General features: G+C 70.4%; 10 protein-coding genes. 2 read left to right on the forward strand and 8 right to left on the reverse strand.

The features are described 5' to 3' along the window. Positions 1 to 55: 55 nt before the first annotated feature. Positions 56 to 1,945 carry an AMP-dependent synthetase/ligase gene (locus ACLLJJ_RS10875; protein WP_434589366.1) on the reverse strand — a complete coding sequence of 630 codons (1,890 nt, stop codon included), beginning with the start codon at positions 1,943 to 1,945 and terminating at the stop codon, positions 56 to 58. Between the two features lie 306 nt (positions 1,946 to 2,251). Further along, positions 2,252 to 4,126, reverse strand: a complete 1,875-nt coding sequence (lepA, locus tag ACLLJJ_RS10880; protein WP_434589368.1) for a translation elongation factor 4 — start codon at positions 4,124 to 4,126, stop codon at positions 2,252 to 2,254. A 215-nt stretch (positions 4,127 to 4,341) separates the two neighbouring features. Here lepA and rpsT point away from each other — a divergent pair, with 215 nt between their 5' ends. Further along, complete coding sequence (rpsT, locus tag ACLLJJ_RS10885) at positions 4,342 to 4,608, forward strand: 30S ribosomal protein S20 (RefSeq protein WP_283520375.1); 267 nt, start codon at positions 4,342 to 4,344, stop codon at positions 4,606 to 4,608. 389 nt (positions 4,609 to 4,997) lie between these two features. Here rpsT and holA read toward each other — a convergent pair whose 3' ends face one another. Next, complete coding sequence (gene holA / locus ACLLJJ_RS10890) at positions 4,998 to 5,981, reverse strand: DNA polymerase III subunit delta (RefSeq protein WP_434589371.1); 984 nt, start codon at positions 5,979 to 5,981, stop codon at positions 4,998 to 5,000. 122 nt (positions 5,982 to 6,103) lie between these two features. Between holA and ACLLJJ_RS10895 the strand changes: the two genes are divergently transcribed. Further along, complete coding sequence (locus ACLLJJ_RS10895; RefSeq protein ID WP_434589373.1) at positions 6,104 to 6,349, forward strand: hypothetical protein; 246 nt, start codon at positions 6,104 to 6,106, stop codon at positions 6,347 to 6,349. A gap of 147 nt (positions 6,350 to 6,496) precedes the next feature. Here ACLLJJ_RS10895 and ACLLJJ_RS10900 read toward each other — a convergent pair whose 3' ends face one another. The 5 genes from ACLLJJ_RS10900 to leuS form a co-directional block, all read right to left on the reverse strand. Further along, positions 6,497 to 9,013, reverse strand: coding sequence for a ComEC/Rec2 family competence protein (locus ACLLJJ_RS10900; protein ID WP_434589375.1), 2,517 nt, complete (start codon positions 9,011 to 9,013; stop codon positions 6,497 to 6,499). After that, the gene (locus ACLLJJ_RS10905; RefSeq protein ID WP_434589377.1) at positions 9,010 to 9,705 is read right to left on the reverse strand and encodes a helix-hairpin-helix domain-containing protein; all 696 of its coding nucleotides are present in this window, start codon (positions 9,703 to 9,705) and stop codon (positions 9,010 to 9,012) included. Before ACLLJJ_RS10905 ends, ACLLJJ_RS10900 begins: the two co-directional genes overlap by 4 nt. A gap of 883 nt (positions 9,706 to 10,588) precedes the next feature. Further along, positions 10,589 to 11,434: a DegV family protein gene (locus ACLLJJ_RS10910; RefSeq protein WP_434589379.1), complete on the reverse strand. Its 846-nt coding sequence runs from the start codon at positions 11,432 to 11,434 to the stop codon at positions 10,589 to 10,591. Between the two features lie 327 nt (positions 11,435 to 11,761). After that, complete coding sequence (locus tag ACLLJJ_RS10915; RefSeq protein WP_434589381.1) at positions 11,762 to 12,550, reverse strand: hypothetical protein; 789 nt, start codon at positions 12,548 to 12,550, stop codon at positions 11,762 to 11,764. 163 nt (positions 12,551 to 12,713) lie between these two features. After that, positions 12,714 to 15,590, reverse strand: coding sequence for a leucine--tRNA ligase (gene leuS / locus ACLLJJ_RS10920; RefSeq protein WP_434589383.1), 2,877 nt, complete (start codon positions 15,588 to 15,590; stop codon positions 12,714 to 12,716). Positions 15,591 to 16,077 lie beyond the last annotated feature (487 nt).

Below are 16,077 nucleotides of genomic sequence, written 5' to 3' on the forward strand. Positions count from 1 at the left end.
TCGCGCGACCCCGCGGCAACCACCACCCGGGGGACGACCCCCGTACCCCCGGCCGTCACGCCTCCCGCGACCCCGTGTACATGTCCTCGATCAGGTTCTTGTACTCACGCTCGACCACCGGCCTCTTCAGCTTGAGGCTGGGCGTCAGTTCGCCGTGCTCGATGTCCAGGTCGCGCGGCAGCAGCCGGAACTTCTTGATCGTCTGCCAGCGCTGCAGGCCCTCGTTGAGCCGCTTCACATAGCCGTCGACCAGCTCCAGGACCTCCTTGGAGGCGACCACGTCGGCGTAGGACCTGCCCTTCATGCCGTGCTCCTCGGCCCAGCCGAGGATCGTCGGCCCGTCGAGGGAGATCAGCGCCGTGCAGAAGTTCCGGTCGGCGCCGTGCACCAGGATGTTGGAGACGAACGGGCACACCGCCTTGAACTGGCCCTCGACCTCGGCCGGCGCGATGTACTTGCCGGCCGACGTCTTGATCAGGTCCTTCTTGCGGTCCGTGATCTTCAGATACCCGTCCACGGACAGCTCGCCGATGTCGCCCGTGTGGAACCAGCCGTCGGGCTCAAGCACTTCGGCGGTCTTCTCGGGCAGGCCGTGATAGCCCTGCATGACGCCGGGGCCGCGCAGCAGGATCTCGCCGTCGTCCGCGATGCGCACCTCCGTACCGGGCAACGGCTTGCCGACCGTGCCGGTGCGGTACGCCTCACCGGGGTTCACGAAGGAGGCGGCGCTGGACTCGGTGAGCCCGTACCCCTCCAGGATGTGGATGCCGGCGCCGGCGAAGAAGAAGCCGATGTCGGGCGCGAGCGCGGCCGAGCCCGAGACACAGGCGCGCAGGTTGCCGCCGAAGGCCTCGCGGATCTTGGCGAAGACGAGCGTGTCGGCGACCTTGTGCTTGGCGGCCAGCGCGAAGGGCGCCGATGCCGTGCCCGTACGCCGGAAGTTGTCCTGGGTGACCTTGGCGTACTCACGGGCGACCCCGGCCGCCCACAGGAAGATCTTGTACTTGGCGCCGCCACCGGCCCGCGCCTTGGCAGCGACCCCGTTGTAGACCTTCTCGAAGATCCTCGGCACTGCGGCCATGTAGGTCGGCTGGACGATCGGCAGATTCTCGATGATCTTGTCGATCCGGCCGTCCACGGCGGTGACGTGCCCGACCTCGATCTGCCCGGAGGTCAGCACCTTGCCGAAGACATGCGCGAGCGGCAGCCAGAGGTACTGCACGTCAGTCGCGGTGATCAGGCCCGTTCCCACCGTGGCCTTGGCCATGTACGACCAGCAGTCGTGCGGCAGCCGGACGCCCTTGGGGCGGCCCGTGGTGCCCGAGGTGTAGATGAGCGTCGCGAGCTGGTCCGCGGTGATCGCGGCCACCCGGTCCGTGACCGCCTGCGGGTTCTTCTCCAGATACGCCGCCCCGCGCGCCTCCAGGTCCGCGAGCGAGACCACCCAGCCGTCGGGGTCGCCCTCGACGGGCTCCGCGCCCTCGGCGTCGATGACCACGACATGGCCGAGGTTCGGCAGGTCGGCCCGCTTCTCGCGTGCCTTGGCCAGCTGGGTCGCGTCCTCCGCGATCAGCACCCGGCTCTCGGAGTCGGCCAGGATGTACGCCGACTCCTCGGCGTTGGTCGACGGGTAGACCGTCGTCGTGGCGGCCCCCGCGCACATCACGCCGAGGTCGGCGAGGATCCACTCGACGCGGGTGTTCGAGGCGAGCGCGACCCGCTCCTCCGGGCCGACGCCCAGCTCGATCAGCCCGGCCGCGATCGCGTACACCCGCTCGGCGGCCTGGCCCCAGCTGAGCGACTTCCAGCTGTCCGGCCCCTGCCCCGAAGCGGCAGGTACCGGATACCGGTAGGCCTCGGCGTCGGGCGTGGCGCCGACCCGCTCAACGAAGAGGGTCGCCACGGACGGCGGCCGGTTCTCGATCAAGGTCTGTGTGTCGCTCACGACGTCCTCCGGGCCTGCGGCATCTTGCATGACGGCTGGCTTGTTTAACTGGCGAGTAACCTACGAGTCGTGATCAGAGTAAGGCGCTCACGTTCGGGGCGTAAGAGGCTGCGGGTCGTAGCTTTCATAACAGAACGGACCCGTCGCGCCTCGACGCCACGGGGTACTCCTCACGAGCGACCGCGGTGACTTACACCGTGACATTCGCCGTGCCGCCCACCTCGGCGCGAGCGCGAATCCCACCTCGGCAGGGAACGCGAGAAGCGCCCCCCGGATCCGGAGAGCGCTTCTGCTGGGCGGCGGGAGCTACTTCTTGGCCTTGCCGTCCCCCGCGGAGTCGTCGGTCGACAGCACCATGATGAAGGCGTCCTGCGGGACCTCCACGTTGCCGACCATCTTCATCCGCTTCTTGCCTTCCTTCTGCTTCTCCAGCAGCTTGCGCTTACGGGAGATGTCACCGCCGTAGCACTTGGCGAGGACGTCCTTGCGGATGGCCCGCACGGTCTCACGGGCGATGACCCGCGAGCCGATGGCCGCCTGGATCGGCACCTCGAAGTTCTGCCGGGGGATGAGCTTCTGCAGCTTGGCGACGAGCCGTACGCCATACGCATAGGCCTTGTCCTTGTGTGTGACGGCGGAGAAGGCGTCGACCTTGTCGCCGTGCAGCAGGATGTCGACCTTGACGAGCGACGCGGCCTGCTCGCCGGTGGGCTCGTAGTCGAGCGAGGCGTAGCCGCGGGTCTTGGACTTCAGGTTGTCGAAGAAGTCAAAGACGATCTCCGCGAGCGGCAGCGTGTAGCGGATCTCGACGCGGTCCTCGGAGAGGTAGTCCATGCCGAGCAGCGTGCCGCGGCGGTTCTGGCAGAGCTCCATGATCGCGCCGATGAACTCGCTGGGGGCGAGGACCGTGGCCCGCACGACCGGCTCGTGCACCTTGTCGATCTTGCCCTCGGGGAACTCGCTCGGGTTGGTGACGATGTGCTCGACGCCGTCCTCCATCTCCACCCGATAGACCACGTTGGGGGCGGTGGCGATGAGCTCCAGGCCGAACTCGCGCTCAAGCCGCTCGCGGACCACATCGAGGTGGAGCAGACCCAGGAAACCGACGCGGAAGCCGAAGCCCAGCGCCGCGGAGGTCTCCGGCTCGTACACCAGGGCGGCGTCGTTGAGCTGGAGCTTGTCGAGCGCCTCACGCAGCTCCGGGTAGTCCGAGCCGTCCATCGGGTACAGGCCCGAGAAGACCATCGGCTTCGGTTCCTTGTACCCGCCGAGCGCCTGGGTCGCGCCCTTGTGCAGGGAGGTGATCGTGTCACCGACCTTGGACTGCCGGACGTCCTTCACGCCGGTGATGATGTAGCCCACCTCGCCGACCCCGATGCCGTCGGACGGGGTCATCTCCGGGGAGGAGACACCGATCTCCAGCAGCTCGTGGGTGGCGTTGGTCGACATCATCCGGATGCGCTCGCGCTTGTTGAGCTGGCCGTCGATGACTCGTACATAGGTGACGACGCCGCGGTAGGCGTCGTACACCGAGTCGAAGATCATCGCCCGGGCCGGGGCGTCCGCGTCACCGATCGGGGCAGGTACGTCACGCACCACCCGGTTCAGGAGCGCGTCCACGCCGACACCGGTCTTGGCGGAGACCTTCAGGACGTCCTCCGGCTGACAGCCGATGAGGTTCGCCAGCTCCTCGGAGAACTTCTCGGGCTGGGCGGCCGGCAGGTCGATCTTGTTGAGCACCGGGACGATGGTGAGGTCGTTCTCCATCGCCAGGTAGAGGTTGGCGAGGGTCTGCGCCTCGATGCCCTGCGCGGCGTCGACCAGGAGGACCGTGCCCTCGCAGGCCGCGAGCGAACGCGAGACCTCGTACGTGAAGTCCACGTGGCCGGGGGTGTCGATCATGTTGAGGACGTGGGTCTTGCCCATGTCCCCACCCTCGGTGGTCGCCCAGGGCAGCCGTACGGCCTGGGACTTGATCGTGATGCCACGCTCGCGCTCGATGTCCATCCGGTCGAGGTACTGAGCACGCATCTGCCGTACATCGACGACGCCGGTCAGCTGGAGCATCCGGTCGGCGAGCGTGGACTTGCCGTGGTCGATGTGCGCGATGATGCAGAAATTGCGGATCAGCGCCGGGTCGGTACGGCTCGGCTCGGGCACGTGGAGAGGAGTCGCGGGCACGCAGGGTCCTGATTCTTGAGACGCCGGGCGTCTCGCTCGGTCGATGTGGATCGAGATGGGGATCGATACGTAGCTCCCATGGTCCCACGGACCGGGGCCGGTGCTCGGTTTGGGCCGCCTGGTGGGCCACTGGTACTCTGGGCAGCTGTGCCTCGTGACCGTCTCAGGTGGCGAGGTACTCATCGAGGATCCAACGAACCTGTAGAGGCTCTTTCGTGGCGAACATCAAGTCCCAGATCAAGCGGAACAAGACGAACGAGAAGGCGCGCCTGCGTAACAAGGCCGTCAAGTCTTCGCTCAAGACCGCTGTCCGCAAGGCCCGCGAGGCCCTCGTAGCCGGTGACGTGGACAAGGCCAATGTGGCCGTCCGCGAAGCGTCGCAGAAGCTCGACAAGGCCGTTTCCAAGGGTGTCATCCACAAGAACGCCGCCGCCAACAAGAAGTCGGCGCTGGCGTCCAAGGTTGCCACCCTGCAGGGCTGAGCACTTTCTTCGCATGACCGCCGGTAGGGACTCAGCGGGCCCTCTCTTCCGCTCCTGATCCGGCACCTCCGCGCCGCACACGGACGCGTTCGCCACGCGCGTGCGGCGCACCAAGCTTTCACAGGCTTCCGGCAAAGGCCCCGACCTCCCGTCCTTCACAGGACGGTGGTCGGGGCCTTTGTCGTTTTCCGATCTCGTTCAGGTGATCTCGTTCATCTGATCTCGTTCAGGTGCCGCGTGTCGCGGAGGCCCGTGTGGGTTACGTGATCGGAGGCTCCGCATCGCTTACGTGGCCTGGGGGCCCGTATTGCTCACGTGCCTGGGGCCCGTCATATTGCTTAGGTGCCCGCGAGGGCCTTCGCGGCTGCGGGTCTGCCGGGCCCTCGGCGTTACGTGTTGCGGGCGGCTCGGGCGACCGCGACCACGGCCTTCTCCAGCGCGTACTCCGGGTCGTCGCCGCCGCCCTTCACACCCGCGTCGGCCTCGGCGATGGCCCTGATCGCCAGGGCGACGCCGTCCGGCGTCCAGCCGCGCATCTGCTGCCGGACGCGGTCGATCTTCCACGGCGGCATGCCCAGCTCGCGCGCGAGGTCGGCGGGGCGGCCACCGCGGGCCGACGACAGCTTGCCGATGGCCCTGACGCCCTGGGCGAGGGCGCTGGTGATCAGGACGGGGGCGACGCCGGTGGACAACGACCAGCGCAGCGCCTCCAGCGCCTCGGCGGCCCTGCCCTCCACCGCCCGGTCGGCGACCGTAAAGCTGGAGGCCTCGGCGCGCCCCGTGTAGTACCGGGCGACGACGGACTCATCGATCGTGCCCTCGACGTCCGCGACGAGCTGTGAGACGGCGGCGGCCAGCTCGCGCAGGTCACTCCCGATCGAGTCGACCAGGGCCTGGCCCGCCTCGGGGGTCGCCGAGCGGCCCAGGGCGCGGAACTCCGAGCGGACGAACGACAGGCGCTCGGCGGGCTTGGTCGTCTTGGGGCAGGCCACCTCGCGGGCGCCCGCCTTACGGGCGGCGTCCAGCAGCGCCTTGCCCTTGACGCCTCCCGCGTGCAGGAGGACAAGGGTGATCTCCTCGGCAGGCGCGTCGAGGTAGGACTTCACGTCCTTGATCGTGTCGGCCGCGAGGTCGTGCGCGTTGCGCACGATGACGACCTTCCGCTCGGCGAAGAGCGAGGGGCTGGTCAGCTCGGCCAGGGTACCGGGATGGAGCTGGTCGGATGTGAGGTCGCGCACGTCGGTGTCGGCGTCGGAGACGCGGGCCGCCGCCACCACCTGCTGCACGGCGCGGTCGAGCAGCAGGTCCTCCTGCCCCACGGCGAGGGTCAGGGGGGCGAGCGGATCGTCGGTCGAATTCTTCCTGGTGGCCATCGTGGTCCAGCATCCCACGAGCCACTGACAGCGCTGTGACGCTGCTTCGGCAGCACGGTCACCTGCCGTTCGCTGCCGCCCGTTGCCGTCCGCCCCGAAGATTTGTGCCGGAGAATGTGGGGGTGAACGATGTGCGCCATGTGCTGGTCCTGCCCGACCGCGACACCGCCGACGAGGTCGCCGGAGAGCTGGCCGACCGCTTCGGCGTCGGCGAGGAGCCCCAGCTCGTACGGGACGCACTCGCCGGCGAGGACGATGCCGAGGACGCTCAGTGGCTGGTCGTGGTGGAGGACCCCGGAGGCCGACTGGACTCCGCGGCGCTGGACGCATTCGCCGCGGAGTACGACGGGTGGCTGGAAGCCCCCTGACCAGCCGCGCCGCCGACCGGCTCGCCCCGCAAGGCGCCGGGGGTCATCAATGGGGGTCGCCAATGCGGGTTCGTCAATCGGCCGATGCGCGCACCTCGGGGACCCGGTCGAAGCGGCACACGGCGCCGATGGCACGTCCGGCCCGCCTCAAGGCGTGTCCGGGCCCGCGGGCATGGCGCGCAGGGTCGGCCCTGCGCCGGTCACCGCGATCGCCCCGTCCGTGTCCGTGCGCAGGACGGTGGCGCCCCCGGCCCGGAGTGCGGCGACAGTGAGGGGTGAGGGGTGCCCATAGGTGTTGCCCCGCCCGCAGGAGACCAGGGCCAGCCGGGGGCTCGCGCGGGCGAGCAGGGCCGGGTCCTGGTGTGCCGAGCCGTGGTGGGCGACCTTGAGCACATCCACCGGCGGGAGTGCCGGATGGTCCCTCAACAGGGCACGCTGAGCGGGTGGTTCGAGGTCACCGAGGAGCAGCAGCGTGAGGTCCGCGGAACGGACGAGAAGCGTGACGCTGGCGTCGTTCGCCCCTTCGGGCGTCAGGGCGGGTGCGGGAGGCGGCCACAGCGCGTGCCAGGACAGCGCTCCGATGCGGCGCTGCTCGCTCGGCAGGGTGGTGAGGACAGGCACCCGGGCCGCGACTGCCGTTCTGCGTACGAACGCGCTCTGCTCCAGCGGTTCTTGAAGCGTGGTCGTACGGATCTCCCCCACCGACCGGCCCCGCAGCACGCCGGGCAGCCCCGCCACATGGTCGGCGTGGAAGTGGGTGAGGACGATGAGCGGGATCCGGGTGACACCGAGTGCCCGCAGGCAGTGGTCGACGCGGCGTGGGTCGGGGCCGGCGTCCACGACCACGGCCGTGCCGTCGCCGGCCGCGAGTACCGAGGCATCGCCCTGGCCGATGTCGCACATCGCGAACGACCAGCCCGGCGGCGGCCATCCGGTGACGAATCTGGTGAGCGGCGCGGGCCGCAGAACCACGAGCAGCAGGATCAGCACCACGGTGGCGCTCAGCCAGGGCCGGCTCAACACCCGGCGTGCGGCGAGCACCGCGACGGCGGTCACGGCCGCGAGCAACAACCCACCGCGCCAGCCGTCCGGCCAGGCAGCCTCCGCCCCGGGCAGAGCCGCTCCGGTGCGGGCGACGGAGGCGATCCACCCGGCCGGCCAGCCCGCGCATGCGGCGAGCACCTCGGCCACGGGCATCGCCAGCGGTGCCGCCGCGAGCGTCGCGAAGCCGAGCACGGTGGCGGGCGCCACCGCGAACTCGGCGAGCAGATTGCACGGGATCGCCACCAGGCTGACCCGCGCCGCCATCATCGCCACGACGGGTGCGCACACGGCCTGGGCGGCAGCCGCGGCGGCCAGTACCTCGGCGAGGCGCGGCGGTACGCCACGGCGTCGCAGTGCGGCGCTCCAGCGCGGGCCGATCGTGAGCAGGGCGCCCGTGGCCAGGACGGAGAGGACGAAGCCGTAGCTGCGCGCCAGCCACGGGTCGTACAGGACGAGCAGCAGGACGGCGGCGGCCAGGGCGGGAATCAGCTGCCTGCGCCGGCCCGTACCGATCGCGAGCAGGGTGATGAGGCCGCACGCGGCGGCCCGCAGCACGCTGGGCTCCGGTCGGCAGACCACCACGAAGGCCAGCGTGAGCCCTCCGCCGAGCAACGCGGTCGCGCGCAGGGGGATGCCGAGCCGAGGGGCGAGCCCACCGCGCTCGGCCCGCAGGGCGGTACCGGGCGGACCGATCAGGAGGATCAGCACAATGGTGAGGTTGCTCCCGGAGACGGCGAGCAGGTGTGTGAGGTCGGTGGCTTCGAAGGCCTCGTGCAACTCCGGCGGCACCCGCGAGGTGTCCCCGACGACCAGTCCCGGCAGCAGCGCCCGCGCATCGGGATCGAGCCCGTCGGTCGCCTCACGCAGCCCCGCCCGGAGGTCTCCGGCCATGCGCTGCAACTCAGTCGGCGGGCCGATGACCTCCGGCGGCGCGGTGCCCCGCACCCGCACAACGGCGGCGATCCGGTCGCCGCCGCCACCGGGCGAGGGAGCCGCGAGCGGTGCGGTCAGCCGGAGCGCCGTGGAGGGCAGGAGCCGCTGCCACTTGGCGGTGGGGCCGCGCGCAGGTGCGATCACCAGGACCGGCGTACGGACTGTGGTGACCGTCCGGTCCGCACCGGTTGCCCGGGTGACGCGGGTGAGGTCGGCATTGAACATCAGCGGCCTCGCCGCGGTGTGATCACCCCGCACCCGCGGCTTCGTCGGGCGCGGGTCCGACGTCACCGTCAGCTCCGCCGTCACCACGGCGTACTGCTGGGCCAACTCCGGGACCGGGCCCCGGTGGAGGTCGGCTGCGTGCAGCCCGGCCGAGGTGGCTGCTGCCGCCGCGCACAGCAGCGCCGCGCCGATGGCAGTGGCGTTGAGCCTGCGTTGCGGGGCAGCCGTCCGGACGGCCCCGAACGCCAACAGTCCACCCGCCACGGCCAGGCAGGCCAGGGCGAACCCTGCCGCCCAGCGGCCCGAGGCCCCCACCGCGACCGCCGCCGCGACCCACGCGGCCAGCGCGCCAGGCACCAGCCGCAGGTCGGCGGGGGCTTCCTGCCTGGGGTCGGAGGCACCGAGCCGGCGGCCGGAATCGGTGTGGACGGCGGGGCGGGCATGCGGCACCGGTCGCGTCATGGTCGTACCAGCGGCTGGATGTCCGCGAACCGGCGGTCGCCGATCCCATTGACCTCGCGCAGTTCGCCGATGGAACGGAAACCGCCGTGCTGCGTGCGGTAGTCGACGATGTGCTGGGCCAGCACGGGACCGACCCCGGGGAGGGTTTCAAGCTGCTCGACGGTGGCGGTGCTGAGAGTGATCGGACCTGCCGCGATCGCGCCACCGACCGCCGGTCCGCCGACAGTCCCGGGTACGGCAGGGGCGCTGGGCGGGGCGGGGGCACCCACCACCACCTGTTCGCCGTCGATGAGCAGGCGTGCCCGATTGAGTCCCGCGGTGTTCGCGCCGTCCTTGACGCCACCCGAGGCCCGCAGCGCGTCGGCGACCCGCGACCCTGCCGGCAATCGGCGGACGCCCGGCTGCCTGACCTTGCCACTGACATCAACGACGATGCGCGCGCCGGGCCCGGCCGGTCCGGACGGCCCGGTGGGGGCGGGCGGCGGCGGACCCGGCGCGGGCCCCGGCTTCACCGCCGCCTGCCCCTCCCTCACCCTTTCCGGGGGCCGTACCTGGTCCGGCCGCCCCGCCCAGAAGTGCTGAGCAGCGAAGATCGCCGCCACAACGAGCACGACGGCCAGCGCGGCCAGCGACCTCGGTTCGAGCCCGCAGCGGGACTGCACCCACAGCGGCACCCGCTCCCGCAACGCCATGCGCAGCCGCGCACCTCGCCCCACCCCCTCGCCCGTCCCCGGCCCCGGATCCGCGTCAGGACGCTCATCCGGCACATCGGCCGCATCCGGACCCGGCGACACCGACGCGACATCCTTGTCCCGCGAAGCCGAGTCGCCGCCCTCCGCCCGCGACCCCGCCCCGGGCCGACGCGCCCAATTGGGCCTATGGGGAAGAGCCGGCTCCCGGAACTCAGGACTTGGCGCGGGGAGCACTGAACGACTCGCGCCGGCCAACGTCGAGGCCCGTGGAGCAGGCGACGGATCGGCTTCGAAGAGCGCCTCCGCGCGGCGGCGCAGCACCATCGCGGCGGGAGTCTCCAGGTCCGGGCGGCGCAGCCGCCGACGGCGGCCGTGCCCGTGCCGGGCACGGCCGTCCGAGGCCGGGGAACGACCCGGGCCACTGCTTGCGAAATGTGATCGAAGAGCCATGTCACGAGACGCTAGAGACATCCCGGCGACGCCGCTGATCAAGGTCAATTCCGGTGGAAAACCATCCGGTTGTGGATAACTCGGCCACTCTCACAGAGCCGAACCGACGACCGACCGAGCGACCGCCAACAACCGCCGCTCACAGGCCACCGACGGTGCCGACGGCAGGCCACCAATCACCGATCGCCACGCCCCAATTACCAATCACCGCAAGCCAATTACCAATTACCGACCACCAGCCACCAGCCACCAGCCACCAGCCACCAGCCACCAGCCACCAGCCACTAAGCTTCCCTCACGCACCGGTTGTCACACGTCGGCTTTCGCACACCGGTTGTCACACGCCGGCCGACACGCGCCGCCTGTCGCACACCGGCTCACGCACCGCTTGTCGCGCATCAACTGTCACGGACCGACTCCCCCGCGCCAACCGTCAGCGCGGCGAGACCACAGCCCCCAGCAACCCGGGCCCGGTGTGCGCCCCAATCACCGCGCCCACCTCGCTGACGTGCAGGTCGGCCAGCCCAGGCACCCGCTCGCGCAGCCGTTCCGCCAGGCGGTCGGCCCGCTCCGGAGCCGCCAGGTGATGCACCGCGATGTCGACGCGCCGCGCCCCCGCCCGCTCGACCACGATCTCCTCCAGCCGGGCAATGGCCTTGGACGCCGTACGTACCTTCTCCAGCATCTCGATCCGCCCGCCGTCCAGCTCCAGCAGCGGCTTCACCGCGAGCGCCGAGCCCAGCAGTGCCTGGGCCGCGCCGATGCGGCCACCCCTGCGCAAGTAGTCCAGCGTGTCCACGTAGAAGTACGCGGAGGTCTCCTCGGCGCGCTTCTCCGCGGCGGCCACCGCCTCGTCCACCGAGCCACCGGTGTCGGCGACCTCGGCCGCCGACAGGGCGCAGAATCCCAGGGCCATCGCGACCATCCCGGTGTCCACCACCCGTACCGGCACCGGTGCGCCCTGCGCGGCGAGCACGGCGGCGTCGTAGGTGCCGGAGAACTCGGCCGACAGATGAAGCGAGACGATCGCGGTCGCACCGGCCTCCGCGGCGGCGCGGTAGGCAGCGGCGAAAACCTCCGGGCTCGGTCTGGACGTCGTGACGGACCGCCGCTTCTGCAGCGCGAGGGCCAACGAGCGGGCCGAGATCTCGGTGCCCTCCTCGTAGGCCTGATCGCCGAGGACGACGGTCAGCGGCACCGCGGTGATGCTGTGCCGCTCCATCGCCTGCGGAGGCAGGTAGGCCGTTGAATCGGTGACGATCGCGACATGGCGGGACATGAGCGGGAGATTACCCGCCGGGGGCGCCCTGCGGCAGCCCGGCCCCTCGCAGCCATCCGGCCGAGCGGCGCTCGGAGGCACCGCATCGGGCCCGCCGGCTCCGACCCAAAGGACCGAACGGCGCCCCTTCCAACGGATCGCGGGGGCAATCCCCCACCGCATCGCGGGGCGAGTCCCCACCGGTTCCACCGGATCGCAGAGCACATCCTCCATCGCATCGGATGGCGCTACGCCCTCCCGGATCGGATGGCACACCCGCACTCCGCCATCCGCCCTCCGGATCAGGGGCGACCACTTCCACCGACAGGGGGCGCGGCCCCCGCCGGATCAGACCGTTCCCTCCGGGCGGGCCGCCTTCTGCCACGGGTAGGTGGTCTGCCGATGCGGATCGCGTGCGGTGATGGCCTGCGGCCCGGCCGCCCGGCCCGATTCCTCCGTGGAGCGCGCGGCCTCCGCCGCTTCGGCGGCTTCCGCCCTGCCCTCGGCCTCGCCCTTGACCTCCGGCCAGGTCTGTGCCGGGGCGGTCCCCGCAGCCGGTTCCGGGGCGGGCCAGGAGCTGTCCGCGCCGGGCTCCTTCTCCCAGTGCCGCAGCGCACCGGCCTCCACATCGATCTGCGCGCCCAGCGCCGCCAGGTCGTCGTCGGCGAACTGGCGTGCCCGGTCCCGCGCCGCCCACCGCAGCGAGTCCGCCCCGTGCGTCACCCGCTCCGTGCGCTCCCGCAGGTCCGGCAGCAGCGTGGAGACGCGCGCCTTGTCCGGCTCGCGCTCCAGACGCTTCAGCTCATCGTCGAGCTCGTGCCCGTGCTCACTGAGCCGGTCGAAGAGCCCGATCGACTCCGAGAGGGAGGCGTCCTGTGTCACGCCCCTGCGCAGTGCTTCCTGGGTGGCCCTCATCGACGTACGCAACGAGAGCCTCAGCTGTGCCAGCTCCCCGGCGACGCCGGGCTGCCCGAGGCTCTTCGCCCGCAGGGTGGTGTCCTCGACGGTGCGCCGGGCCTGGGTGAGGGTGCGGTCGACGCCGCGCTTCGCCGCACCGACTGCCTTCACCCCCACGTACACCCCCAGCACCACGAATGACACGAAGAGCAGCATCAGGATCACGATCACGGCCTCCATGAGCGCCCTTCCGTCCTCGGTAGTCGGTCCACTCGGTATGCGTGGTCTCTCCCACCGTAAACGGAGCGGGCAGGCCGAGGGTTCCATCGGAACCCCCAACCTGCCCGTAGGGGAAAGCACCCATGCCCGCGAACACCGCCGCCGTGTCCTGGCGGCGATGTCCCTAGGCCGGAACGATGTTGACCAGCTTGGGCGCCCGCACGATCACCTTGCGGATGCCGCCGCCGCCCAGCGCCGCGACCACCGCGGGGTCGCCCAGGGCCAGCTTCTCCAACTCCTCGTCACTGATCGACGGGGAGATCTCCAGGCGCGCCTTGACCTTGCCCTTGATCTGCACGACGCAGGTCACGGTCTCGTCCACGACGTACGCCGGGTCGGCCACCGGGAAGTCCTGGTGCACCACGGAATCGGTGTGCCCCAGCTTGCGCCACAGCTCCTCGGCGACGTGCGGGGCCAGCGGCGCGATCAGCAGCACCAGCCGCTCGGCGACCGGCCGCGACACCGGGCCGCCCACCTTGGTCAGGTGGTTGTTCAGCTCGGTGATCTTGGCGATGGCGGTGTTGAAGCGCAGCCCGGCCAGGTCCTGGCCGACGCCGTCGATCGCCTTGTGCAGGGCGCGCAGCGTGTCCTCGGCCGGCTCGGAGTCCACGACGGTGACCTCGCCCGTCGTCTCGTCGACGACATTGCGCCACAGCCGCTGCAGCAGCCGGTACTGACCCACCACCGCGCGCGTGTCCCACGGCCGCGAGACGTCCAGGGGGCCCATCGCCATCTCGTACAGGCGCAGGGTGTCCGTGCCGTACTCGGCGGAGATCTCGTCGGGAGTGACGGCGTTCTTCAGGGACTTGCCCATCTTGCCCAGGACGCGACTGGCCTTCTCGCCCTGGAAGTAGTACGCGCCTTCGCGCTCCTCGACCTCCGCCGCGGGCACCGCGATGCCACGGCTGTCGCGGTACACGAAGGCCTGGATCATGCCCTGGTTGTACAGCTTGTGGAACGGCTCGGACGACGAGACGTGCCCCAGGTCGAACAGCACCTTGGACCAGAACCGCGCGTACAGCAGGTGCAGTACGGCGTGCTCGGCGCCGCCGACGTACAGGTCGACACCGCCGTGCGGCATGCCCTCGCGCGGGCCCATCCAGTACCGCTCGATGGCCGGGTCGACCAGCTTCTCGCTGTTGTGCGGGTCCAGGTAGCGCAGCTCGTACCAGCAGGAACCGGCCCAGTTGGGCATGGTGTTGGTCTCGCGCCGGTACCGCTGGGGGCCTTCGCCCAGCCCCAGGTCCAGGGTGACGTTCACCCAGTCCTCATTGCGTGACAGCGGGGTCTCCGGCTTGGTGTCCGCGTCGTTGGGCTCGAAGGTGCGCGGCGAGTAGTCCTCGACCTCGGGCAGCTCCAGCGGCAGCATCGACGCGGGCAGCGCGTGCGCGGTGCCGTTCTCGTCGTAGACGATCGGGAAGGGCTCGCCCCAGTAGCGCTGGCGGCTGAACAGCCAGTCGCGCAGCCGGTAGTTGACCGTGCCCTCGCCGATGCCCTGCGCGGACAGCCACTCGGTGATCTTCGCCTTGGCGTCGACGACGCCCAGCCCGTCCAGCGCGATCTGCCCGCCGGTCGAGTTGACGATCTTCGCGTCGTACGTGACGAAGGCGTCGTCCCACTCGGCCGCGTCCGTGCCGCGCCCGTCCGTCGGCTCGACGACGCAGCGCATCGGCAGCTCGAAGGCGCGCGCGAAGGCGAAGTCACGGCTGTCGTGCGCCGGTACGGCCATGATCGCGCCGGTGCCGTACCCCATGAGTACGTAGTCGGCGATGAAGACGGGGACCTGCTCGCCACTGACCGGGTTGGTCGCGTACACGCCGGTGAAGACGCCGGTCTTGTCCTTCGCCTCGGCCTGCCGCTCGACGTCGGACTTCGCGGCTGCCTGCGCGCGGTACGCGTCGACGGCCTCGGCCGGCGTGGCGTGCCCACCGGTCCACACCTCGTGCGTGCCCTCGGGCCAGGCGGCCGGGACGATCTTCGCGACCAGCTCGTGCTCGGGCGCCAGCACCATGTAGGTAGCGCCGAACAGGGTGTCCTGTCGGGTGGTGAAAACGGTGATGCGGTCGCCGTCGGCGCCGACCGGGAAGTCGACCCGCGCGCCCTCGCTGCGCCCGATCCAGTTGCGCTGCTGCAGCTTGATGGCCTCGGGCCAGTCCAGGCCGTCCAGGTCGTCCAGCAGGCGGTCCGAGTAGGCGGTGATGCGCATGTTCCACTGGCGCAGCTTGGCCTTGAAGACCGGGAAGTTGCCCCGCTCGGAGCGGCCGTCGGCGGTGACTTCCTCGTTGGCCAGGACGGTGCCCAGGCCGGGGGCCCAGTTGACGGGGGCCTCCGACGCGTACGCCAGTCGGTACTCGCCCAGGACGTCGGCACGCTCTCCCGCGCTCAGCTCACTCCAGGGGCGCGCGTCCGGCGTCGTGCGCTGCCCGCTGTCGAACTGCGCCACCAGCTCCTCGATCGGCCGGGCGCGGTTCGCCTCCTTGTCGTACCAGGAGTTGAAGATCTGCAGGAAGATCCACTGGGTCCACTTGTGGTAGTCCGGGTCGATCGTCGCGAACGAGCGGCGCTTGTCGTGCCCCAGGCCCAGTCGGCGCAGCTGCTGCTTCATGTTGTCCATGGCCGCCTCGGTCGACACCCGGGGGTGCGTTCCGGTGGCGACCGCGTGCTGCTCCGCGGGCAGGCCGAAGGCGTCGAAGCCCAGGGTGTGCAGCACGTTGTGCCCGGTCATGCGCTGGTGACGCGCGTACACATCGGTGGCGATGTAGCCCAGCGGATGTCCGACGTGCAGGCCCGAGCCCGAGGGGTACGGGAACATGTCCATGATGAACTTCTTGGGCTTGGCGACCAGAGCCGCGTCACCCGCCAGGTCACCACTGGGGTTGGGTGCCTCGTAGGTGCCCTCGGCGTCCCAGAAGTCCTGCCAGCGTGCCTCGATGTCGGCGGCCATCGCAGCCGTATAGCGGTGCGGAGCTGCCACCTCGGCAGCAGAATTCGTCTCGCTCATGGTCCTCAAAGCTCCATCGATCGTCTCTGCACAGCGGCTGCGACATTCGGCGCTGCGGCACACAGCTGCGGCATACAGGCTGTGTCATTCAGCGAATGAAAAAACCCCTCGCACAGGAGGGGACGCCACGCCGATTCCGACCGGATCTTTCATCCGTCGGGACTGATCAGCGCGGCTCACTAAGCAGAAGGCGTACGGCACGCATGGCGTCAGGGTACCCCAGGGCTCGTACGGGCCGCATCAAGGTTCCAGCCGGTGGACGGGGTGCGAAAACGACACCGCGGCGACTGGCCCGAGTGGCTTCCACCACTCCCCCACCGGGGTTACTCCGCGTATCGGCCCTATCCGGGGCAACATTCGAGCAAGTTTTCCCACGCTTCTCTCGCTAAACCTTCAAACCGCGTACTGGCTGGTATGCAGCGACTTAGCATGCGGCAACGGGACCACTTTGCCGAACCATTCGGAGTCGCCCCCATGAATCCTCACC

The organism is Streptomyces sp. A5-4, assembly GCF_051131715.1.
GTDB lineage: Bacteria > Actinomycetota > Actinomycetes > Streptomycetales > Streptomycetaceae > Streptomyces.